General features: G+C 59.0%; 21 protein-coding genes. 4 read left to right on the top strand and 17 right to left on the bottom strand.

Translation table 11 applies throughout. The features are described 5' to 3' along the window. Nucleotides 1-104: 104 nt before the first annotated feature. Entirely contained in the window at nt 105-467 is a 363-nt protein-coding gene (locus BT199_RS10455; RefSeq protein ID WP_003189844.1) for an Mpo1-like protein, read from the top strand. 9 nt (nt 468-476) lie between these two features. On the opposite strand, the gene BT199_RS10450 is transcribed toward BT199_RS10455, so the two are convergent. From BT199_RS10450 to BT199_RS10440, 3 genes are all read right to left on the bottom strand, one after another. Beyond that, nucleotides 477-1,274: an acyl-CoA thioesterase gene (locus tag BT199_RS10450; protein WP_014717646.1), complete on the bottom strand. Its 798-nt coding sequence runs from the start codon at nt 1,272-1,274 to the stop codon at nt 477-479. Between the two features lie 89 nt (nt 1,275-1,363). Continuing rightward, nucleotides 1,364-2,125: a CHAD domain-containing protein gene (locus BT199_RS10445; protein WP_014717645.1), complete on the bottom strand. Its 762-nt coding sequence runs from the start codon at nt 2,123-2,125 to the stop codon at nt 1,364-1,366. 42 nt (nt 2,126-2,167) lie between these two features. Continuing rightward, nucleotides 2,168-2,446, bottom strand: a complete 279-nt coding sequence (locus BT199_RS10440) for a hypothetical protein (RefSeq protein WP_003189839.1) — start codon at nt 2,444-2,446, stop codon at nt 2,168-2,170. A 216-nt stretch (nt 2,447-2,662) separates the two neighbouring features. Here BT199_RS10440 and BT199_RS10435 point away from each other — a divergent pair, with 216 nt between their 5' ends. After that, a complete protein-coding gene (locus tag BT199_RS10435; protein ID WP_003189836.1) occupies nt 2,663-3,700 on the top strand; it encodes a patatin-like phospholipase family protein in 1,038 nt (345 codons plus the stop codon). Between the two features lie 115 nt (nt 3,701-3,815). Here BT199_RS10435 and BT199_RS10430 read toward each other — a convergent pair whose 3' ends face one another. From BT199_RS10430 to kdpF, 6 genes are all read right to left on the bottom strand, one after another. Then, a complete protein-coding gene (locus tag BT199_RS10430; protein WP_072434423.1) occupies nt 3,816-4,505 on the bottom strand; it encodes a response regulator in 690 nt (229 codons plus the stop codon). 131 nt (nt 4,506-4,636) lie between these two features. After that, nucleotides 4,637-7,288 carry a sensor histidine kinase gene (locus BT199_RS10425; protein ID WP_072434422.1) on the bottom strand — a complete coding sequence of 884 codons (2,652 nt, stop codon included), beginning with the start codon at nt 7,286-7,288 and terminating at the stop codon, nt 4,637-4,639. A gap of 127 nt (nt 7,289-7,415) precedes the next feature. Then, complete coding sequence (gene kdpC, locus BT199_RS10420) at nt 7,416-7,961, bottom strand: potassium-transporting ATPase subunit KdpC (RefSeq protein ID WP_014717642.1); 546 nt, start codon at nt 7,959-7,961, stop codon at nt 7,416-7,418. Between the two features lie 92 nt (nt 7,962-8,053). Then, a complete protein-coding gene (gene kdpB, locus BT199_RS10415; RefSeq protein ID WP_175556200.1) occupies nt 8,054-10,111 on the bottom strand; it encodes a potassium-transporting ATPase subunit KdpB in 2,058 nt (685 codons plus the stop codon). Nucleotides 10,112-10,126: 15 nt separating this feature from the next. Then, on the bottom strand, nt 10,127-11,821 hold the full coding sequence (kdpA, locus tag BT199_RS10410; RefSeq protein ID WP_072434420.1) for a potassium-transporting ATPase subunit KdpA: 1,695 nt from the start codon (nt 11,819-11,821) through the stop codon (nt 10,127-10,129). Nucleotides 11,822-11,829: 8 nt separating this feature from the next. Continuing rightward, a complete protein-coding gene (kdpF, locus tag BT199_RS10405; RefSeq protein ID WP_003218754.1) occupies nt 11,830-11,919 on the bottom strand; it encodes a K(+)-transporting ATPase subunit F in 90 nt (29 codons plus the stop codon). Nucleotides 11,920-12,332: 413 nt separating this feature from the next. Here kdpF and eat point away from each other — a divergent pair, with 413 nt between their 5' ends. Further along, entirely contained in the window at nt 12,333-13,697 is a 1,365-nt protein-coding gene (gene eat / locus BT199_RS10400) for an ethanolamine permease (protein ID WP_072434419.1), read from the top strand. A 110-nt stretch (nt 13,698-13,807) separates the two neighbouring features. Next, the gene (locus BT199_RS10395) at nt 13,808-13,975 is read left to right on the top strand and encodes a DUF2897 family protein (protein WP_003172675.1); all 168 of its coding nucleotides are present in this window, start codon (nt 13,808-13,810) and stop codon (nt 13,973-13,975) included. An 8-nt stretch (nt 13,976-13,983) separates the two neighbouring features. Here the strand turns inward: BT199_RS10395 and BT199_RS10390 are convergent, their stop codons facing one another. The 8 genes from BT199_RS10390 to BT199_RS10355 all read right to left on the bottom strand — a co-directional run bounded on the left by BT199_RS10390 (nt 13,984) and on the right by BT199_RS10355 (nt 21,662). Beyond that, complete coding sequence (locus BT199_RS10390) at nt 13,984-14,832, bottom strand: urea carboxylase-associated family protein (protein WP_014717638.1); 849 nt, start codon at nt 14,830-14,832, stop codon at nt 13,984-13,986. 14 nt (nt 14,833-14,846) lie between these two features. Then, nucleotides 14,847-15,491: a GntR family transcriptional regulator gene (locus BT199_RS10385; protein WP_072434418.1), complete on the bottom strand. Its 645-nt coding sequence runs from the start codon at nt 15,489-15,491 to the stop codon at nt 14,847-14,849. Between the two features lie 137 nt (nt 15,492-15,628). After that, entirely contained in the window at nt 15,629-15,961 is a 333-nt protein-coding gene (locus BT199_RS10380; protein WP_072434417.1) for a ComEA family DNA-binding protein, read from the bottom strand. A gap of 111 nt (nt 15,962-16,072) precedes the next feature. Continuing rightward, a complete protein-coding gene (locus BT199_RS10375; RefSeq protein ID WP_072434416.1) occupies nt 16,073-18,067 on the bottom strand; it encodes a polysaccharide biosynthesis protein in 1,995 nt (664 codons plus the stop codon). A gap of 173 nt (nt 18,068-18,240) precedes the next feature. Further along, a complete protein-coding gene (locus BT199_RS10370) occupies nt 18,241-19,419 on the bottom strand; it encodes a DegT/DnrJ/EryC1/StrS family aminotransferase (protein ID WP_072434415.1) in 1,179 nt (392 codons plus the stop codon). A gap of 14 nt (nt 19,420-19,433) precedes the next feature. Further along, a complete protein-coding gene (locus BT199_RS10365) occupies nt 19,434-20,285 on the bottom strand; it encodes a 3-hydroxyacyl-CoA dehydrogenase NAD-binding domain-containing protein (protein ID WP_072434414.1) in 852 nt (283 codons plus the stop codon). 28 nt (nt 20,286-20,313) lie between these two features. Continuing rightward, nucleotides 20,314-20,958, bottom strand: a complete 645-nt coding sequence (locus tag BT199_RS10360) for an acetyltransferase (RefSeq protein WP_072434413.1) — start codon at nt 20,956-20,958, stop codon at nt 20,314-20,316. 107 nt (nt 20,959-21,065) lie between these two features. Then, nucleotides 21,066-21,662 (bottom strand): sugar transferase, encoded by a 597-nt coding sequence (locus BT199_RS10355; protein ID WP_072434412.1) that lies wholly within the window; start codon nt 21,660-21,662, stop codon nt 21,066-21,068. Nucleotides 21,663-21,670 lie beyond the last annotated feature (8 nt).

Raw genomic sequence — 21,670 nt, 5'->3', positions numbered from 1 at the left:
TAAATTGCAGCCTATGACCCCCATAGCCAGCCCCAATTCGCCACCTCGCCCACCTCAACCTAAACTCTGTCCAAGTTGTTTCAACGGACAGAGGATTCACCACCATGGGCAAACGTCACCCCAACCTCCCCGCCTGGCAATGGCGTCAGTACCCACAGAACCATCAGCACCCAACCAACCTGGCGTTGCACCTGATTGCCGTGCCGCTGTTTATCGTCGGTTTTCTGCTGATCGTGTCGGGCGTGTTCAGCCTGAGCCTGGCCAGCTTCGCGGTCGGTGTGATTGGCATTGTCGCGGGCCTGGCGTTGCAGCGTCACGGCCATAGCCTGGAGGCCCAGGCCAGTGAGCCGTTCAGTGATCGTAAAGATGCGGTGCAGCGCCTGGTGGTCGAGCAGTTCGTGACCTTCCCGCGCTTTGTGCTCAGCGGTGGCTGGTGGCGCGCCTGGCGGCAGCGGCACCACCACTGACCGGCGGGTTCAGGCGAACACCACCACGGTCTGGCGGCTGAGGGCGATCAACTCGCCGGTCGGGCTCCACAACGCAGCGGCCGCGTGGCCATAGCCGTCGCGGGCGTGTTCGATGTTGACGTGGTACTGGCACCAGTCGAGGGTGGTCAGGTCTTGCAGCGGCTGGATGAACTCGATGGTCCAGGTCAGGGTGCTACCCGGCGCGGGCTTTTTGAGGTGTGGCAGTAGCGCCGGCGGCCAGGCGTCGACCAGGGCGAGGATGTGCGCCTCGGTCAGTGGCTCTTCTTTTACATCCCCTCTCAACCGTACCCAACCGCCCATCTCGCGAGATTTATTGCCGGTAAACGGCAGGCCACCGACACTCCAGCGCATTGCCAAATGACGCATGAATTCGGGGGTAACGCCCTTGATATAGGGCAGTTCCTGGCACTCATCCCAATGTTTGAATACCGGTGGCGGCTCACTTGCCACGTCAATTTCGGAGGGGCGAGAGGCGCCAAAACTGGCCTGGACCAGGGTCGCCACTTCACCGTTCTGCACCACGCGCCCCAGCAACTGGCTGACCGCCTTGCCTTCGCGCAGCACTTCGACTTGATAGCTGGCAGGTACATCCGGCGCTACCGGGCCGACAAAGGTGATGGCCAGCGAGCGCAGCGGTCGGTCAGCCGGCACCTGGGCGCGCAGCGCCTCGTATTGCAAGGCGGCGACCAAGCCGCCAAAGGTGGCCCGGCCCTGGGCCCATTCGGCAGGGATGGTGACATCCAGCGGATTGCTACGGGCAGCGTCGAGCAAATCACTAAAGCGCATGGCGACCTCACATCAAGAAAATCCTGGAGGAATCTTAACCATCGAATTGCACAGGCACAGCGCCTATTCCGGCCAAAAACCGGACCGGTTTAAAAACACTCGGCGCTGAGTGTGTCCAACACGCGGTCGGCCTTGCCTTGCGCCTTGAGCATGGTGCGCTGCCACACTGCTACGCAGGGTTGCAAGTCAGGCTCGTGCCCGGCCTGGGCCAGCCACTGCCAACAGTCATGCCAGTCACCCAGCGCGCTCTGGGCTTTCTTCAAGTGCGACAGGGCCTTGGTGGGTAATTTGTCCAGCTCGGGATACGCCTCGGCGGCATAGCGCACACGCTTGATCAGCAACCGTAGCCGGTGGCGGTCATGATCGGGGTCCTTCAAGGCGCCATCGAGTGCCTGCCATTGCTTGGCCAGGCGTTTCTGGATACGCGGGCGCAAGCCCTTGAGCAGTTTCTGGTGCTGGGATGCGCGGATAAACCGTGGGAACGCATCCAGGATCAGCAGCAAGTGCGCCAGTTCCGGGCTTTGCGCCACCTGGCGATAAGCCTCGGGCTGCAGACGCAGGCGTCGATCAGCCGCGTCGTGATAACCGTGCTGATGCAAATACGCCGCCAGCACCTCTCGGTCGCGTAGCGGCGTAGTCAGTTGGCCAACCGTGCTGGCGGCCAATTCAAGCTGTTCGACACCGGGCAGCCCGCGCAAAGGGCGCAACAGGCTGCGCAGGCGTCGTACCGTGGTGCGCAAATCATGCAAGGCTTCATCGTCAGTGACGGCGGCGAGGCGAGCCTGGCAGCTCAGTAACCCTACTTCCAGGCCAATGACCTGAGCGACTAACTGATTGACCAACGCTGACATCCTGCCCTCACTTTCCGATGAAAAATCCTGCCCGCTGCGGGGTCATCGCCCGGCGCGAGACTCACGAATGTAGAACCGCGCTTTCTCGGCCTTGTTGGAGCAGCCCTCGAACGCTTCAAACTGCTGCTGAGTCTTGGCGCCAGTCAACAGCGACAACGCCTTGGAGTAGCTGACAGTGCCGGCAAAACCTTCGGCCTTGGCCAGGTCCAGTTCTTTCCAGGCGGCGTCCAATTGCGAGCCACAGCTGTCGCGATACGCGGTTTTCCCGGCACAACCAGCCAAGGCCAGCACGATCACAGGCACACAGATCCAGGCTTTCATTGATGACACCTCAAATATACAAATTCAGTCGTAGCCTGTAGACGTTGCCTACAGGGAAAAGTGCCTTGTCCTTAGCCTGAAATCGGTAGTACCTATTGCCAGAGCATACCCGAGCCTGATCGCCAGCCTGGAAAAATCTTGCGCGCTGTCAGCAAGGATTGAAGCAGGCCCCTTGATGGGTGCATTGTGGGCCCCTGTTTTGCGAAGGATCTGGCCATGAAGAAACGTGTTGCCTTAGTGCTGGGCTCCGGTGGCGCCAGGGGCTACGCCCATATCGGGGTGATCGAGGAAATCGAACGACGCGGCTATGACATCGCCTGTATCGCCGGCTGTTCCATGGGCGCCGTGGTGGGTGGGATCTACGCTGCCGGCAAGCTCGACGAGTACCGCAACTGGATCGAAAGCCTGGACTACCTCGACGTCTTGCGCCTGGTGGACGTGAGCTTTCGCCTGGGAGCGATTCGCGGTGAGAAGGTGTTCGGGCAAATCCGCAAGATCGTCGGCGATATCAATATCGAGGAGCTGCGCATCCCCTACACCGCCGTCGCCACCGACCTCACCAACCAACAGGAGATCTGGTTCCAGGAAGGCTGCCTGCACCAGGCCATGCGCGCCTCGGCGGCCATCCCCAGCCTGTTCACCCCGGTGATGCAAGGCAACCGCATGCTGGTGGACGGCGGCCTGCTCAACCCGCTGCCCATCGTGCCGGTGGTGTCGAGCCACTGTGACTTGATCATTGCGGTCAACCTCAACGCCACCAACCAGAAGCATTATCAATTGCCGGTGATCCAGCGCCCGCCAGCGTTCAAGAGCCGCTTCAACAGCCTGGCCAAGTCACTGGGTTCGCACCTGCCGTTTCGCCGCAAACAGGCCGAGCAGTTGATGAAACTGGAACAAGAAGCCTTGCAGGCCCAGGCCGCCGAAATCAACCCGTGGCTGGAGTCTGCCGAACCCGAAGCCCAGCAACCCGCCGCGGCGCCGGAGAAAGCCGGCGCACCGAAGTCGGCGACCGGCTCGTTCATCATCGACAACGTCGGGCCTGCATCGCTGCTGGACCTGATCAACCAGAGTTTCGAGGTGATGCAAACCTCCTTGGCGCAATACAAGATCGCTGGGTATCCGCCCGATGTGCTGATCAACGTGCCGAAGCGGGTGTGCCGGTTTTTCGAGTTCTATAAAGCGCCGGAGTTGATTGCTTTGGGGCGGGAGATTGCCAGTGATACGTTGGATCGGTATGAAAGCGAACAGAGTTGAGCGTGTGGGTATTGCGGATGGCCTCATCGCGGCCAAGCCCGGCTCCCACAGGGGCATGCATTTCAACTGTGGGAGCTGGCTTGCCTGCGATGGCGCCAGCGCAGGCACCACAGATTCAGGCACCTAGCAACCGATACCCCACCCCCGCCTCAGTCACGATAAACCGTGGCTGGGTCGGGTCATCCGCCAGCTTCTGGCGCAGGTGCCCCACCACGATCCGCAGGTAGTGGCTGTCCTCGGTATGGGTTGGCCCCCAGATGTCCTTGAGCAATTGCTGTTGGGTAATCACCCGCCCCGGGTGGCGTGCCAACTGCGCCAGCACTGCGTATTCCTTGCGGGTCAGCGCCACTTCAGCTCCGTCGAGCAGCACGCGACGATAGGCCAGGTCGACCGTCAACGGGCCAAAATTCAAGGCGGCTTCCTGGGCCTCTCCGGCCGGTGCCTGGCGCAACAGTGCACGCACACGGGCAAGAAACTCCTGGATGCCGAACGGTTTGGTCACGTAGTCATTGGCGCCACCGTCGAGGGCCTCGACCTTCTGACCTTCGCTGGCCCGCACCGACAGCACCAGCACCGGCACCGTGGACCATTCGCGAAACTCGCGCAGCACCTGCTGACCGTCCATGTCGGGCAGGCCCAGGTCGAGCACCAGCAAATCCGGTTTGCTCAAGGCCGCCTGGGCCAGGCCTTCGTTGCCGGTGCCGGCTTCGATGACCTTATAGCCTTGGGAAGCCAGGCTGATGCGCAGAAATTTGCGGATCTGCGGTTCGTCATCAATGACAAGAATCGTCGCGGTCTGGCTCATGGTGTCTCATCAAAACCCATTAAAAAATCACCCCCCTGTAGGAGCGAGCTTGCTCGCGAAAAACCTCTAGGCACCGCGTGCATTCAGGACGTCATCATTATCGTTAACGACCTTCGCGAGCAAGCTCGCTCCTACAGGTTGTGTTCCAGGACTGGTGGTGTCGGCAACGGCAAAAACAAAGTGATGCAGGTGCCCCGTCCGTCAATGCCATCGGCCACGCTGATATGCCCACCGTGCGCGCCGACCATGCCCTGGCAGATCGCCAAGCCGAGGCCGGTGCCCTGTCCGCCTCGATCACCACGGGCAGCGGTGTAGAACATGTCGAAAATCTTCGCCCGCTCCTCCTCGGGAATCCCCGGTCCTTCATCCGCCACGGCAAAAAACAACTGCTCATCCTGCACCCCAGCCCGCAACTGCAAGCGGCCCTGGGGGGGCGAAAACCGTGCGGCGTTTTCCAACACGTTGACCAAGGCCTGCTCAATCAACGCCGCATGCACATACAACAAAGGCAGCTCCGGCGGCACATCGGTGCTCACCTGCAACGGCGCCAGCACGGCGCGCAGTCGCCCAAGGGCACTGCCGACAATATCGCCGGGCGACACCCAATCGCGTGCCAGTTTCAGCGCACCATGACCCAGGCGTGTCATGTCCAGCAGGTTCTGGATATAGCGGTCCAGGCGCTCGGCTTCATCACGGGTGCCTTCGAGCAATTCGCGGCGATCCTCCAGCGGGATGGCTTCACCCAGGGCCAGCAGGCTGTCGATGCTGCCGCGCATGGACGTCAATGGCGTGCGCAAATCGTGAGACACCGACGTGAGCAAAGCGCTGCGCAGTTGTTCGGTTTCGCCGTGCAGGCGCGCCGATTCCAGCTCCTGCCCCAGTTGTGCCCGCGCCAGCGCCTGGGCCAGCGGTTGGCTCAACGCGGTGAGTAAGCGACGACGTTGCCCGCTCAATTCCAGGCCAGGCTTGGCACTGACACCCAGCAACCCCAAGGGCCCCTCTTCACCCGACAACGGCCACCACCACCAACGCCCAAACGGCAAGGTGCCGGTGCCCATGCCGGCCGGCTGATCATGCTGCCAGGCCCAGTCGGCGGCGGCGCGTTCTGCTTCGGTGAGGGTCAACGGGCCACCGGTCTCGACCTTCCAGCCGCCCTGCCCGTCGCGATTGACCAGGCACAGGTCGAGGTCGTTCCAACCTTGCAGATGGTGGGCGGCGGCACTGATGACAGCTTGGCGGTCGGTGGCAGCGGTGAGCTTGCGCGACAGGTCGAGCAGCTCGCTGGTTTCTTCCTGGGTATCGCGCAACGCCTGCAACTGGCGGCGCTGGCGTGCGGCGAGGTTGCCGGTCAACGCTGCCATCAACAGGAAGAACAACAGGGTCAGCACGTCTTCTTCGCGCTGGATGGCGAAGGAAAAATTCGGCGGAATAAACAGAAAATCGTAAGTCAAAAACGACAGTGCCGCACATACCAGGGACGGCCCCAGGCTGCTGCGCACCGCCACCAGCAGCACGGCGGCAAGAAACACCAGCGAGATGTTCGGCAGCGCCAACGCACTGGACACGGCCCAGGCCACTGCGGCAGCGACAAAGGTGGCCACCACCGCCAGGGCGTAATCGAACCACACCAACCCGCGTACCTCCGGCAGACGTGGCGGTGCAGGCATGTCATCGCTGTCGAGGACGTTGATTTCCAAGCCGCGGGCATTGCGCAACAGGCGTGCCGCCAAGCCGCCACCGAACAGGCGCCGCCGCCAGCGCATCCGTGACTGCCCCACCAGCACTAAACTGGCACGGCGTTCAACGGCGTGCTGGATCAGGGTCTTGGCCACTTCCCCAGCGCGCAGCAACACCACTTCCCCGCCCAGCCGCTCTGCCAGTTGCTGAGCGTTTTGCAGGCGCAGGCGCGATTGCTCATCCCGAGCACGGCCGTTGTCGATGTGCACCAGGCTCCAGGGCAAATGCCGACGCTGGGCCACGCGGCTGGCATGGCGCACCAGTCGTTCGGCTTGCGCATCGCCATCCACACCGACCAACAGGCGCCCACGCACTGCCGGCGCGGCCTGGCCGAGTTGGCGGTAGCCCTGGGCCAAGTCATCGTCGACGTGGGCGGCGGCGGTTTGCATGGCCAGTTCGCGCAGGGCCATGAGGTTGGTCTGGGTGAAAAACGCATCGATGGCCGCACGCGCCTGTTCGGGCACATACACCTTGCCGTCACGCAGGCGCTCGAGCAGCTCGCGAGACGGCAGGTCGATCAGCAACAGTTCGTCGGCCTCTTGCAGCACCCAGTCCGGCAGGGTTTCGCGCACTTGCACGCCGGTGATACCACGCACTTGGTCGTTTAGACTTTCCAGATGCTGGACGTTGACCGTGGTGAACACGTTGATGCCGGCGGCGAGCAGTTCCTGGATGTCTTGCCAGCGTTTTTCATGACGGCTGCCGGGGGCGTTGCTGTGGGCCAGCTCATCCACCAGCACCAGCTTTGGCTTGGCGGCGAGCAGGCCGTCGAGGTCCATTTCTTCGAGCATCACGCCACGGTATTCGCTGCGCAACAGCGGTTGTTGCGGCAGGCCGCTGAGCAAGGCTTCGGTCTCGGCGCGGCCGTGGGTTTCGACCACCCCAGCGATCAGACGCACGCCCTGGCGCAGTTGGGTATGGGCCGCCTGTAGCATGGCGTAGGTCTTACCCACACCGGGCGCGGCGCCGAGGAAGACTTTAAGCCGGCCACGGCCGTCCCGGGGCAGATCGGCTAACAGGGCATCGGCGCGGCCGGCGTCGCTCATGCTCGGGGGTTCCTTCAGGTATTGATGGAGAGTCTTCAAGGCCGCCATCGCGGGCAAGCCCGGCTCACACAGTGGAATGCATTCTAAATGTGGGAGCCGGGCTTGCCCGCGATGGCGGTCGCAAGGCTTACAACGTTTCCAAAGCCATGTTCAGGGCCAGGACATTTACGACGGGCGGGCCAACCAACGGGCTTTCGATGTGCTCATCCAGCAACCGCTGCAAGGTCGACACCGGCACATTTCGCGCCGCCGCCACTCGCGCCAGTTGATAGGCAATCGCCTGCGGTGGCAAGTGTGGATCAAGGCCGCTGCCGGAGGTTGTCAGCGAGGCCAGTGGCACCGGGCCCTGGCCAGGCACTGACTGCTTGCTGGCGTCCTCGAATATGCGAGTCGCCAAGGCCGGATTGCTGGGGCCCAGGTTACTGGCACTACTGGACACGGTGGCAAAAGCACCGGCTGACGGGCGTGGGTGAAACCAGCGGTCACCAGTGAAGTCCTGGGCGATCAGGCTGGAGCCACGCACCTTGCCGCTGGCGTCGCGCACCAGGCTGCCATTGGCTTGATCGGGGAAGGCCACTTGGGCCACGCCGGTGACTACCAGCGGGTAAGCCACGCCGGTGATCAGGGTCATGAGTACCAGCAAGCTCAGGGCTGGGCGGATGATGTTGGACATTTCAGACTCCTCAATTCAGTGGTGCGGTGGGACGCGGAGCGTCCGGGGCGGCGGCGTTCCCACGCGGAGCGTGGGAACGATCAGCGGCCAGGTCAAACCAGGTGCAGCGCGGTCAGTAGCATGTCGATGGCCTTGATGCCCACGAACGGTACCAACAGCCCGCCCAGCCCGTAGATCAGCAGATTGCGCCGCAACAACGCCGCCGCACTCGCCGCCTGCACGCGCACACCGCGCAGGGCCAATGGGATCAGCACCACGATAATCAGCGCGTTGAACACGATGGCCGAGAGGATCGCGCTCTGTGGGCTCTGCAAGTGCATGATGTTGAGCACGCCCAGTTGCGGGTAGATCGAGGCGAACAGCGCCGGCAGGATCGCGAAGTACTTGGCCACGTCGTTGGCGATGGAAAAGGTCGTCAGCGCGCCACGGGTCACCAGCAGTTCCTTGCCGATCTGCACCACGTCCAGCAGCTTGGTCGGGTCGCTGTCGAGGTCGACCATGTTGGCGGCTTCGCGCGCGGCCTGGGTGCCGTCGTTCATCGCCATGCCGACGTCAGCCTGGGCCAGCGCCGGGGCATCGTTGGCGCCATCGCCACACATGGCAACCAGGCGTCCATCGTTCTGCTCATGGCGAATACGCGCGAGTTTCTTCTCTGGCGTGGCTTCGGCCAGCACATCGTCCACCCCCGCTTCAGCGGCAATCGCGGCGGCGGTCAGCGGGTTGTCGCCTGTGACCATCACGGTACGAATCCCCAGCTTGCGCAACTCGGCAAACCGTTCGCGGATACCGGGCTTGACCACGTCCTTGAGATGGATCGCCCCCAGCAACTTGCCATCGGCGCACACCAGCAAGGGCGTGCCGCCGCTCTGGGCGATCTTGTCGATTTCCCGCGACAGCGCAGGCAGCAGGTCGCTGCGTTGCTGGCCGATAAACGCCAGTAGAGAGTCCACCGCGCCTTTACGGAACACACGGCCCTGATAGTCGACACCGGACAAACGGGTCTCGGCGCTGAAGGGCACGGCGGTCAACGCCTCCAGGCTCGGCTCGGCCTGGGGGTGCAAGGCGCGCAGGTATTCAACGATGGACTTGCCTTCCGCCGTGTCATCAGCCAGGGACGCCAGCAGCGCGCCTTCGGCCAATTCCCGGCCACTGACGCCAGGCGCTGCGACCACGGCCGAGCAACGACGGTTACCAAAGGTGATGGTGCCGGTCTTGTCCAGCAGCAACACATGCACGTCCCCCGCCGCTTCCACCGCGCGTCCAGACTTGGCGATCACGTTGAGACGCACCAGGCGGTCCATGCCGGCAATACCGATGGCCGACAACAAGCCGCCAATGGTGGTAGGAATCAGTGTCACCAGCAGTGCGACCAGGAACACCAAAGGCAAGCTGCCATTGGCGAAGTGGGCGAACGGCTGCAAGGTCACCACCACCAGCAGGAAGATCAGGGTCAGGCCGATCAGCAGGATATCCAGCGCGACTTCGTTGGGGGTCTTCTGGCGTTTGGCGCCCTCCACCAGCGCGATCATGCGGTCCAGGGTGGACTCGCCCGGGTTGGCGGTGATGCGGATCAGCAGCCAGTCCGAGACCAACCGAGTGTTGCCGGTAACGGCCGAGCGGTCGCCGCCGGACTCGCGGATGACCGGGGCGGATTCGCCAGTGATTGCCGCTTCGTTGACCGCCGCAATACCTTCGACGACCTCGCCATCACCGGGGATCATTTCCCCAGCAGCCACACGCACCACATCACCCTTGCGCAGGCTGGTGGCCGGCACCACCTTGAAGCTGCCATCAGCTTCCTGGCGACGGGCACTCAAGCCTTCGCTCCCAGCCTTGAGGCTGTCGGCGCGGGCTTTGCCACGGCCTTCGGCCAAGGCTTCAGCGAAGTTGGCGAACAGCACGGTGAACCACAGCCACACGGCGATTTGCACGGCGACAAAGGTCGGCACTGTGGTGTCGGGCACAAAGCACAACACGGTGGTGAGGATGGCGGTCAGCTCCACCACCAGCATCACGGGCGAGCGTTGCAGTTGGCGTGGGTCCAGCTTGACGAACGCCTGGACCAGTGCCGGGCGCCACAGGGCCGAGATAGCGGTTTTGGCAGGCTCCTGGGGTTTGACCGGGGCCGCGTTTTTTGCAGGCATATTCATTTTCATATCCCTTAACTAGAAGCCCATGCTCAAGTGTTCAGCGATGGGACCCAACGCCAGCGTCGGCAGGAAAGTCAGGCCGCCCACCAGCAAAATGGTCACGGTCAACAGGGTCACAAACAGCGCGCCATGGGTGGGGAAGCTGTTCTGGCCAACCGGTGCGGCTTTCTTCATCGCCAGGCTGCCGGCCAGGGCCAGTACCGGGAGGATGTAGCCAAAGCGGCCGATCAACATGCCCAGGCCCAGCATCAGGTTATGGAACGGGGTGTTGGCGCCGAGGCCGGCAAACGCCGAACCGTTGTTGGCACTGGCCGAGGTGTAGGCGTACAGCAATTGGCTGAAGCCGTGGGGGCCAGGGTTACTGATAGCGCCCGCCGGGCCCGGGAGGCTGGCAGCGATAGAACTCAGCACCAGCACACCAACCGGCATCACCAGCAGGGTCACCACCAACAATTGCACTTCCCTGGCCTGGAGTTTCTTGCCCAGGTATTCCGGGGTGCGGCCGATCATCAAGCCGGCAAGGAACACCGCGATCAACACGTTAAGCAACATGCCGTACATACCGGCACCGACACCGCCGAAGATCACTTCGCCGACCATCATGTTGACCAGCGCCACCATCCCACTCAGAGGGCTGAGGCTGTCTTGCATACCATTGACCGAGCCGTTGGACGCCGCGGTAGTGGTCACCGACCACAGCACGGTACCGGTTGTGCCGAAACGTGTTTCCTTGCCTTCCAGCGGTGCGGTTTGCTCCACCGCCGGGTTGTTCAGGGTTGGATTGGGCTGGTACTCGGACCACAGCGACGTCGCGCCGCCGATCAAGAACAGCGCCAGCATGCACGCGAGGATCGCCCGGCTCTGGCGCAGGTCCTTGACGTAATGGCCGAAGGTAAACACCAGTGCCACCGGAATCAGAATGATCGAGGCCACTTCAAACAGGTTGGCCCAGGCGGTCGGGTCTTCGAACGGATGCGCCGAGTTCACGCCGAAGAAGCCACCGCCGTTGGTGCCCAATTGCTTGATCGCAATCTGGCTGGCGGCCGGGCCCAGGGGAATCACTTGGTCCACGCCCTGCAGCGTGACGGCATCAACATAGTGGGCGAAGGTTTGCGGCACGCCCTGCCATACTAGAAACAGTGCGAGCACCAGGCACAAAGGGAGCAGGCAGTAGAGGGTGGCGCGGGTCATGTCGACCCAGAAGTTGCCCAGGGTCTGGGCAGATTTGCGCCCGATCCCACGGCACAGGGCGACCAGGACGGCCAGGCCGGTCGCGGCGCTGACGAAGTTCTGCACCGTGAGGCCGGCCATCTGACTTAGATAACTTAGGGACGCCTCACCGCTGTAGTTCTGCCAGTTGGTATTGGTCATGAAACTGACGGCGGTATTAAACGCTAAGGTCCATTCCTGGCCCGGCAGATTTTGCGGGTTCAGCGGGAGGGAGCCTTGAAATAACAGAATAGAGAACAGCAGCAGGAAGCCGGCGAGGTTGAATGCGAGCAAGGCCAGCATGTATTTCTGCCAGCTTTGTTCCTGCTGTGCGTCCACACCCGACAGGCGATAACAGGCGCTTTCCACCGGCCCCAGCACCGGGCTGAGCCAGGTGCGCTGGCCCTCCATCACCTTGTAGTAGAACCGCCCCAGGAACGGAGCCGGCACCAGTACCACGGCAAAGAAGGCGATGATCAGCCAATAGTCATAACTGTGCATAGCCGCTCCTAGTTCCGATCCGCGCGTAACAGCGCAACCAGCAGATAAATGAACAGCGCCACGGCCAATAGCAGTGACACCCCGTCCAGAACACTCATGGAAGTCTCCCCGTCTTGCGGCGATTGCCGCGTGTGGGGGCATTGTCCGCAGGAGGGGTGTAAAGGAACGAGAGCGAGGTGGTGGGTGGGGCGTAAAGATGGCGTAAAGAGTGGGTTTACGCGGGGTTTACAGCGGGATTTGCAGTGGCTGGGAGGGCCTCTTCGCGGGCAAGCCCGGCTCCCACATTCGACTGCGTTCTTTCAGTTAACACTCGGTCAAGTGTGGGAGCGGGCTTGCCCGCGAAAGCGCCCGCCAAGTCACCACCGCACTTATGTGGTGCAACTCATGCCACATTCAAACGCCAAACCGTCCCCCCGGCGACATAGGCACTGCTTTACGACATAGTTCTGAGGCTTGGCATAACCACTGCAACACCTTGAATCATTCCAAACGGTTCAGGGAGCACCCCACAATGAACACACAACTCAAACCCACCTTGGGCACCCTGCACCTATGGGGCATCGCCGTCGGGCTGGTGATCTCCGGCGAATATTTCGGCTGGAGCTATGGCTGGGGCGTCGCCGGGACCTTAGGGTTTCTGGTGACATCATTAATGGTCGCCGCGATGTACACCTGCTTTATCTTCAGCTTCACCGAACTGACCACTGCGATTCCCCACGCCGGAGGCCCCTTTGCCTACAGCCGTCGCGCCTTCGGTGAGAAAGGCGGCTTGATTGCCGGCCTGGCCACTTTGATCGAATTCGTCTTCGCCCCGCCCGCGATTGCCCTGGCCATTGGCGCGTACCTGAACGTGCAATTCCCGGCACTCGACCCCAAGCACGCCGCCGTCGGTGCATATATCGTGTTCATGGGCCTGAATATCCTCGGGGTGAAACTTGCCGCCACCTTTGAGTTGGTGGTCTGCGTGCTGGCCGTCGCCGAACTGCTGGTATTCATGGGCGTAGTCGCCCCGGCGTTCAGCTTCAGCAATTTTGCCCTCAATGGCTGGGCCGGTTCCGACACCTTCAGTGCCCCGGCGATTGCCGGTATGTTTGCCGCCATCCCCTTCGCGATCTGGTTCTTCCTCGCCATCGAAGGCGCGGCCATGGCCGCCGAAGAAGCCAAGGACCCAAAACGCACGATTCCAAAAGCCTACATCAGCGGCATCCTCACCCTGGTGATCCTCGCCATGGGTGTGATGTTCTTCGCTGGCGGCGTAGGCGACTGGCGCACCCTGTCGAACATCAACGACCCATTGCCACAAGCGATGAAAACCGTGGTGGGCGAAAGCTCCGGCTGGTTGCACATGCTGGTATGGATTGGCCTGTTCGGCCTGGTGGCAAGCTTCCACGGCATCATCCTTGGTTACTCGCGCCAGTTCTTCGCCCTGGCCCGTGCCGGTTACCTGCCGTCCTTCCTGGCCAAACTCTCACGCTTCCAGACGCCGCACCGGGCCATCCTCGCCGGCGGCGTGGTGGGTATCGCCGCCATCTACAGCGACGGCCTGATCAACCTGGGCGGCATGACCCTGACCGCCGCGATGATCACCATGGCCGTGTTCGGCGCCATTGTCATGTACATCATGAGCATGCTCAGCCTGTTCAAACTGCGTAAGACCGAACCGCTGCTGGAACGCACCTTCCGCGCGCCGGGCTACCCCATCGTGCCGGGTATCGCACTGGTACTGGCGGTGGTGTGCCTGGTGGCAATGGCTTGGTTCAATGCCTTGATCGGGCTGATCTTCCTGGGCTTCATGGCGGTGGGTTTCATCTACTTCCAGATGACCGCACAAGACCGCATCGATGCGCCGGCGGATGCAATGTTGACCGGACAGTAGCGCCTATGAGGCAGAACGGGCCTACACTGAACTACTCAGAAAGCCCGTCACTCAAAGCAGTGATTACCGTGGGAAATTTCCCCACGAACCTCTGCCTCAAGGAGCGTCTTATGCCGTGGTATGCATGGTTGATTATGGTAGTAGCGATCGGGTCGATCGTCGGTGGCCTGATGATGCTGCGTGACAGCGCCAACAAGGTGGAACTCACCGACGAACAACGTAAACGCGTAGCCGAGCGCAATGCGCAGGCGGATGCCAAGGATGCGCAGGATCGCTGAATATTGGGTTACTCCCAATCCGCCTTGGCAATATGCAAGCCGTGCTGCCCCTTGTAGGCAGCACGTTCCGGTTGGCTCCAGCCATTGAGCAACTCATCCTCCAACCGGTAGATCTCCACCCCCAACGGACGACACACCGTCAGCGGATCCTGCGCATCCGGCCCCCACATCGGTAGCGACAAATCCCCACCAGGGCACGTCGACAACGCACAGAGCAGATCAATCTCGGCAAAAAACTCCAGGTAATCGCCCTTCTTCGCCGGACAGGCTTTCATAAAGTACATGTCATCCTGATTGAGCCCGGTGCACTGGAAAATATTCAACACGTCATGCACATCGAACTCCGTCAGCCCATGGGGCAATACCGCACGGGTCAGGTTCGAGTGGCAATGGTGATGAAAGTCCTCCCCGGTCAACATACGGTTCACATAGGGGTCGCATCGCGTGCCCAACAAATCGTGCAAACGCCCACCGTGCTCATCAATGCCGTAGCTGGCCAGGCTGTCATCGGTGATCGTGACCAAGGGCCGTAGAAAAGGCAGGTTCGACCACAACCGATCATGGGTGCTGACATGGGCGCCTTGAAGCTGCCGGGTGCGCGCGGCCCACAAACGTTCGCGTGGGTCGTTAGCGTTCCAGACATTGAAATCCCCCACCTGCGGACCCACCGGCGTGGTCACACGAAACACATGCCCCGCCGGCACCTTCCACGCCCTCCCCGTGCGGATCGGCACCTCGAACTGTTCGATCAACGTGCGCTGGGTTTTCTGATCACGAATGCGCTCATAGAACGCCGTATCCACCTGCAACGCCGAACCTTTGCTGACCTGGTACGCGGCGGGATAGTCTTTGTACATGGGGCACTCCTCCATCAAGGTTGATCAAACAAAGCGAGAGAAAGGTGTTCCGAGTCATCCAGGTACAGACTCATCGCCTCGCTGGCGGCCTGGGTTTGGTTGCGGGTTAGCAATGTGTATATCTCATGGTCACGCTCCAGCCAGGGTGATTGGAAACGTTGCTCGTCAGGCGCGGCGCAGAACGCCAGGCGCAACTGGGCAATCACCTGGGCGAAGAACTCGTCGAACAACGGGCTGCCCATCAACGCGACGATCTGTTGGTGAAACATCAGACTGTGGGTGGCCACGGCTCGCCAATCTTCGCGCTCCCGGGCCAGGGTGGTGGCGTCGATGGCGTTTTGCATACGGCCTGATTGAGCGTCCGTCAGCGGGCCGCATTGGGCTATGGCCTGCAATTCCAGGGTGCGGCGGACGACGAAGAGGTCGCGTACTTCTGCTCGCTCCAAGCGCCGAACCATGACGCCCTTATTGCGGATATAGCGAGTAAGGCCCTCCTGGCCGAGACGATGCAGCGCCTCGCGAATCGTATTGCGGGATGCGTTGTAGGCATTGACCAGTTCCACCTCGATCAGCGGCATGCCAGGTAACAGCTGGCCGCCGATGATGTCGGCGCGCAGTTCCAGAGCGATCTGGTCGGCTAAAGATAAAGTGAGTGGCATTGTTACCTCGAGATTGTTGAACAATCACTGAGGAAGAGGTAACCACGTTTCGTGCCAATGCTGGAGGAAATCGCAAGGTCCGTTAGTTAAAGGAAAGGCCGGTGTATGACCGGCCCTCCCCGCTGTTTTTCAGATCCTCAATTAATAACCAGCCTGTCGCGATTCTTTTCCAGCAATGCCTTGCCGATGCCTTTCACTTCCAGTAACTCATCCACCGCCGTGAACGGGCCGTTGCTCTCGCGATAGGCGATGATTGCCTTCGCCTTGGAAGCACCAATGCCGAACAGATCGCGGCGCAGGGTTTCGGCGTCGGCAGCGTTGAGGTTGACCTTGGTGGATTGCTCGGTTTTGGTCATTTGGGTGGAGATCGGGGTTGGGGGTTCTGGCTTGATAGACGGCGCGGCGGTGGTGGCGATGGAGAGGCTGGTGAGGAAGGCGAAAATTAGGGAGGAAATGTAGAGGTTTTGCATTGGTGACGCTCCATGACATCGGTAAGAGAAAAGCAGCTTTTCCGAAGCTGCTTTTCTAACTTAGGTGATGTTTGGGAGGTGTCAAAGATGGGTGAGTAACAGGGTGTTAACTCACGGCTCCAGGCGACGTTGCTGGTAGATCCAGTCGACGATTTCGCCGTCAGGGGAATAGCCGCTGACGGTGTCGCGCAAGAGTTGGCGCACGCGGGTGTAATCGTCCTCATCCACAGCCGTAAGCAGCTCCGTCAGCTTTTCTTTGAGAGTTTCCCATGACAAATGATCTTCGTTGGCACTCATGATCATTGGGTGCTGGGTAGCGACAACGTTGTCACCAATCAGCAACTCTTCGTAAAGTTTTTCACCGGGACGCAGGCCAGAGAACTCGATTGCGATATCACCATGAGGATTCTTTTCGGAACGAACACTCAGGCCGGAAAGATGAATCATTTTTTCGGCCAGCTCGAAAATCTTCACCGGCTCGCCCATGTCCAGCACAAATACATCCCCTCCCAAGCCCATAGAGCCTGCCTGGATTACCAACTGGGCCGCTTCAGGTATCGTCATGAAGTAGCGGGTGATCTTTGGATGAGTGACCGTCAGCGGGCCACCAGACTTGATCTGCTTGTGAAAGAGCGGAATCACTGAGCCGGAGGAACCCAGTACATTGCCAAAACGAACCATCGTAAAACGGGTTTTGTTGACGCGAGAGATGTTCGACTTGTCACCGAACAGTACGGGAGCCGGTTCACGACTGAGCGCTTGTAGGGTCAATTCAGCCAAACGCTTGGTACTGCCCATGACATTTGTTGGGCGTACCGCTTTGTCGGTGGAGATCAAAACAAAGTTGGACACCCCCACCTGAAGCGCGGCCTGGGCAGTATTAAGCGTGCCGATCACATTGTTCAACACGCCTTCGGCGATGTTGTGCTCAACCATTGGCACATGCTTATAAGCTGCGGCATGGTAAACAGTGTCTACGCGCCAGGTTTTCATGACATCTACCAGTTTTGCTTGGTTACGCACCGACCCGAGGATCGGCAATAGCTTAACTGGCAGTGACTCACGAACAACGCGTTGCTCAAGCTCTGAAAGGATGCTGTACAGATTGAACTCACTGTGTTCGAACAACAGCAACGTCGTTGGACGCAAGGCGAGAATCTGACGGCAAAGCTCTGAGCCGATCGATCCCCCCGCACCGGTTACTAGGACATTTTGCCCCTTGATACAGTGCTCCAGAAGATCGGCCTGGGCAGGTACTGCATCGCGGCCCAGCAGGTCTGCGATATCGACTTCCTGGATATCGTCTACTTTGACACGACCACTGGCCAAGTCCATAAAACCTGGAACGCTTCGCACGTGGAGCGGAAAGCCTTCAAGAAAACCGAGAATTTCACGGCGGCGGCCACGGTTGGAGGATGGGATCGCAAGCAGGATTTCTTGGGCTCCGGTAGCGTCGATCATGCGTTGTATATGCTTGGGTTTGTAGACTTGCAAGCCAGAAATGACACGATCCGCAATACTGGTGTCATCGTCGATAAACGCTACCGGCCGCATAACCCTGCCCATGCGCAAAGCCGCAACCAATTGGTTACCCGCAGCCCCTGCTCCATAAATCGCAACACGTGGCAGACCATCGTCACGACTGGTGAACGGCACATGTTGCGAGGCTGCGAACCAGTCGCCCAGAAAATACTGACGCATCGCCAGGCGCAAACCACCGACCATGATCAGGCTCAACCACCAGTAGTTGAAGATAATGGAGCGTGGAACCACGTTCTGATGGTTGCTGTACCAATAAACGACAACGCCGAGAATCAGCGAAGAAAGACTCACAGCTTTGATAATGGCGACAAGCGCATCGTTTCCGAAGTAACGCATGACAGCACGGTACATTCCAAAACGAATGAAAAGAGGAATTGCGACCACTGGGGCAGTCAGAAACAACCATGGGTGCTGAATAACGGGGTTGACCATCTCGTCAATACCCAAGCGCACCACAAAAGCCATCCACAGCGCAAACCACACCAGTACGACGTCTGTAGAAACCTGTATCAGACGCTTCTGACGGCGCGGTAACCCCAGCAATAACGCTCTCAACTTCTCCATAACCCCTTCAACCACCTCGTACTGCTCCTGCAACTTACATTCTCAGTGTGACAACCAAAACCAACGTACTCGTCGATAATGTCACTACTTGATTTAGATGCCCAACAAGCATCGCCGCTTCTGAAACTGAAAAAGCGAGCCAGGCCCGCCGCCTCAATAAACCGCGTACAAACTCAATCCGCAGCCGCCAAATTCATAACTTCAGTGAGCACGGCACAGGTTTTATCAATTTCGGAAGCCTTCAACGTCGGATGCACAAGAAACATAAGGCTGTTTTCTCCCAACTCTTTAGCAACAGGGAGCCTGTTCGCAGGACGCCATCCTGTGTTGTCGAATGCCTTTTCCAAATACACCTCGGAACATGAACCCGAGTAGCACGGCACACCACGCACGTTGATCTCAGTCAGCAGACGATCACGGCTCCAGTCCGGCTTCAACTGCGCAGGTTCGACGAAAACGTAGCATTTGTACGCTGCATGGACTGAATCTTCAGGAACAGCAGGAACTCGAATACCCCTCAAACCCTGGGCACAGTTCCAAATACGGCGTGCGTTGGCTAAACGGCTGGCTTGCCACTCAGGCATGCGGCGCAATTGGATGCGACCAATAACGCCCTGTGCCTCAAGCATACGCCAGTTGGTACCAAATCCCTCGTGAACCCAGCGGAATCCTGGCGGATGCTCGCGCTCATACACAGCTTCCCAGCTTTTGCCGTGATCCTTGAAGGCCCACATTTTCAACCAAAGGGAACGGTCATTGGTTGTCACCATGCCACCCTCGCCGCCGGTGGTCATGATTTTATCCTGACAGAACGACCATGCGCCGATGTGGCCGATAGCACCTACTGGACGACCTTTGTAAACGGCGCCATGGGCCTGAGCACAGTCTTCAATCACTTTCAGGTCATGCGCTTCAGCCAGTGCCATGATCGGATCCATGTCACAGGGCCAGCCGGCCAAGTGAACGCAAATAACTGCCTTGGTACGTGGGGTGACGACAGCAGAAATGGTGTCGGCGGTAACGTTTTGCGAGTCGCGATCAACATCGGCAAATACCGGGACCGCACCAGCGTTAACAATACTGGATACCGAAGCGAGGAACGTACGCGAAGTGACGATAACCTCATCGCCGGAACCAATTCCCAATGCCTGCAGTGCCAGATCAAGCGCCACAGTACCGTTTGCCAGCGCAATGGCATATTCAGTACCTGACCAGACAGCAAACTCTTTTTCAAATTCGCGGCATTCCATACCCGTCCAATAGTTGACCTTATTGGACAAAATCACATCCCGAACGGCATCGGCTTCTTCAGTAGTGAAAGACGGCCAGGGAGAAAATGGTGAATTGAGCATCCTTACACCCACACTTAATATTTAAAGAAACCATGGCAGGACTTTCGCCCCAGGCGATTGGCACGAACCATCTTACGCAGAAGCGGATGAGCGCGGTATTTGGGATCGCCAGTTTCATCATGCAACGTTTCCATAATGGAAAGGCAGACGTCATTGCCGATCAGGTCGGCCAAGGCTAATGGGCCAATGGGGTGGTTGGCACCAAGACGCATAGCCTTGTCAATCTCCTCGGCTGAGGCTACATCCTCCGCCAGGATACCAATCGCCTCATTGATCATAGGGATCAACATACGATTTACGATGAATCCAGGCGCCTCATTAACAAGAACCGGATCCTTCCCAAGTTCGCGGGCAAAATTCAGCGCCCACTCGACTGTTTGGGCAGATGTACCTAATCCAGCAATCACTTCGGCCAACTTCATCACGGGCGCGGGATTGAAAAAATGAAGACCTATCACATTACAGGGATACTTTGTCAAGGCCCCCAGCTCTGTAATTGAAAGAGAGGAAGTATTGGAAGCAAGGATGGTTTCGGAGCCGCATATGTTAGAAAACTCGCTGAAAACCTTCGACTTCTCCGCCATGCTTTCCGAAACGGCTTCTATCATGCAATCTGCGCCAGCTAGATCGGCGTAACTGTCAGCAATAGAGATCTTCCTAAGAAACGCCGCCGCATCCTCCGCAGACAGTCGCTTCTTGTTCACCATGCGACCAAATTGAGCCTCCAGATCGCCAAGGCTGTTTGCCGCGCGTTGGGTTGTGCTTCCTTTCCATACGATAGCGGTCACTAAGGCTGACTGGGCCAGGATTTGAACAATCCCCTTTCCCATTACGCCCGTCCCTACGACTGCAACCCGTACGCTCATTTTCTGCACCTCCATTAAGCCAACCTCGTCACTGCGCAATAGTCTTGATTGCTTTTGCGGGGCTCCCGAAAAAAACAGTATTTTCTGGGACATTTTTGGTGAGTACGCTCCCCATTCCAATCATAGCTCCGCTTCCAATGGTCAACCCTTGCCGGATAGAAGCCCCTGTCCCCAGTTCGGCATTACGACAGATTCGTACGTTTCCAGATACGGCCACCATCGGCGCGACAGTAACGAAATCTTCAAAGACAACCTCATGTCCGATCGTACAGTTCAAATTGACGATCACATGCTGACCGATGACGATTTCAACTGTGGCGATAGTACCAGCACAAATAATACTTCCGGCCCCAATTGTCACGTGCTCACTCATCACGATCGCGTCAGGATCGATCAGCGTTGCAAACTCAGGGGAGCCCCTTGAACACATTTTATCCTTGACCTTGCTCCTGATACGCGGATTCCCGATAGCAATGACAAACTGGCAATCCGAATACTGCTGCCAGTCGTCGACCATTCCCAACACAGGCACTGAAGCAAATTGGTGACCCTGAATCGCGATATTATCGTCCAGAAAACCACGAATGGTGACGCCGAGACGCGAAGCCAACCAGAAGACTTCTTTACCGAAACCACTAAATCCAACAATAATCAAACTCTTATCTGGAGCCACTTGGTTTCCCCACCGTTTCTTGTCCTACGACCCCAACACTGGATCGATAAAATCAGTAATTGCCTATCTGCGGCGCAACTACAAAGCTCAGTAAAACCGCCTCACCGCTACTGTCCGATGCCGGTGAACTTTGACATCGTCACCTCACCGTCAGCGCTAATACCGTCACGTTTTAAAACTTTACGAATGGTCATTAATAAGATCTTGACATCCAGCTTCAACGTTCTGTTGTCTACATACCACACATCTAACTTGAACTTTTCTTCCCAACTCAAGGAATTGCGCCCATTAACTTGAGCCCACCCTGTAACACCAGGCCGGGTATCGTGCCGACGGTACTGTTCGGCTGAATAGAGGGGAAGATATTCCATCAATAAAGGGCGCGGCCCTACCAAGCTCATGTCGCCCTTCAATACGTTCCAAAGCTCCGGGAGCTCATCCAGGCTGCTAGAGCGCAAGAAGCTACCAAAAGGCGTCATTCGATCCACGTCGGGCAGTGGATTTCCAGCTGAATCCACAGCATCTTTCATGGTCCGGAACTTGACCATTTCAAATGGCTTGCCATTTCGACCAGGCCGCACCTGACGAAATAGTACCGGGGAACCAAGCTTCCGACTGATTTTCCAGGCGACAAACACAATGACCGGGGATAATAATAAAAGCCCAAAAAAAGAAGCTGTAATATCAAAAATACGCTTAAGCATTCTAGAAA

Origin of the sequence: Pseudomonas sp. NFR02, from assembly GCF_900119375.1 — a bacterium.
Lineage (GTDB): Bacteria > Pseudomonadota > Gammaproteobacteria > Pseudomonadales > Pseudomonadaceae > Aquipseudomonas > Aquipseudomonas paracarnis.
The sequence above is the reverse complement of the archived record's forward strand: the minus strand, read 5'-3'. Positions and strand labels throughout refer to the sequence as shown.

What these genes read in the sequence shown, in the direction of transcription:
- BT199_RS10455 (WP_003189844.1), top strand. Translation starts at nt 105, where the DNA reads ATGGGCAAACGTCACCCCAACCTCCCCGCCTGGCAATGGCGTCAGTAC.
- BT199_RS10450 (WP_014717646.1), bottom strand. Translation starts at nt 1,274, where the DNA reads ATGCGCTTTAGTGATTTGCTCGACGCTGCCCGTAGCAATCCGCTGGAT.
- BT199_RS10445 (WP_014717645.1), bottom strand. Translation starts at nt 2,125, where the DNA reads ATGTCAGCGTTGGTCAATCAGTTAGTCGCTCAGGTCATTGGCCTGGAA.
- BT199_RS10440 (WP_003189839.1), bottom strand. Translation starts at nt 2,446, where the DNA reads ATGAAAGCCTGGATCTGTGTGCCTGTGATCGTGCTGGCCTTGGCTGGT.
- BT199_RS10435 (WP_003189836.1), top strand. Translation starts at nt 2,663, where the DNA reads ATGAAGAAACGTGTTGCCTTAGTGCTGGGCTCCGGTGGCGCCAGGGGC.
- BT199_RS10430 (WP_072434423.1), bottom strand. Translation starts at nt 4,505, where the DNA reads ATGAGCCAGACCGCGACGATTCTTGTCATTGATGACGAACCGCAGATC.
- BT199_RS10425 (WP_072434422.1), bottom strand. Translation starts at nt 7,288, where the DNA reads ATGAGCGACGCCGGCCGCGCCGATGCCCTGTTAGCCGATCTGCCCCGG.
- kdpC (WP_014717642.1), bottom strand. Translation starts at nt 7,961, where the DNA reads ATGTCCAACATCATCCGCCCAGCCCTGAGCTTGCTGGTACTCATGACC.
- kdpB (WP_175556200.1), bottom strand. Translation starts at nt 10,111, where the DNA reads ATGAATATGCCTGCAAAAAACGCGGCCCCGGTCAAACCCCAGGAGCCT.
- kdpA (WP_072434420.1), bottom strand. Translation starts at nt 11,821, where the DNA reads ATGCACAGTTATGACTATTGGCTGATCATCGCCTTCTTTGCCGTGGTA.
- kdpF (WP_003218754.1), bottom strand. Translation starts at nt 11,919, where the DNA reads ATGAGTGTTCTGGACGGGGTGTCACTGCTATTGGCCGTGGCGCTGTTC.
- eat (WP_072434419.1), top strand. Translation starts at nt 12,333, where the DNA reads ATGAACACACAACTCAAACCCACCTTGGGCACCCTGCACCTATGGGGC.
- BT199_RS10395 (WP_003172675.1), top strand. Translation starts at nt 13,808, where the DNA reads ATGCCGTGGTATGCATGGTTGATTATGGTAGTAGCGATCGGGTCGATC.
- BT199_RS10390 (WP_014717638.1), bottom strand. Translation starts at nt 14,832, where the DNA reads ATGTACAAAGACTATCCCGCCGCGTACCAGGTCAGCAAAGGTTCGGCG.
- BT199_RS10385 (WP_072434418.1), bottom strand. Translation starts at nt 15,491, where the DNA reads ATGCCACTCACTTTATCTTTAGCCGACCAGATCGCTCTGGAACTGCGC.
- BT199_RS10380 (WP_072434417.1), bottom strand. Translation starts at nt 15,961, where the DNA reads ATGCAAAACCTCTACATTTCCTCCCTAATTTTCGCCTTCCTCACCAGC.
- BT199_RS10375 (WP_072434416.1), bottom strand. Translation starts at nt 18,067, where the DNA reads ATGGAGAAGTTGAGAGCGTTATTGCTGGGGTTACCGCGCCGTCAGAAG.
- BT199_RS10370 (WP_072434415.1), bottom strand. Translation starts at nt 19,419, where the DNA reads ATGCTCAATTCACCATTTTCTCCCTGGCCGTCTTTCACTACTGAAGAA.
- BT199_RS10365 (WP_072434414.1), bottom strand. Translation starts at nt 20,285, where the DNA reads ATGAGCGTACGGGTTGCAGTCGTAGGGACGGGCGTAATGGGAAAGGGG.
- BT199_RS10355 (WP_072434412.1), bottom strand. Translation starts at nt 21,662, where the DNA reads ATGCTTAAGCGTATTTTTGATATTACAGCTTCTTTTTTTGGGCTTTTA.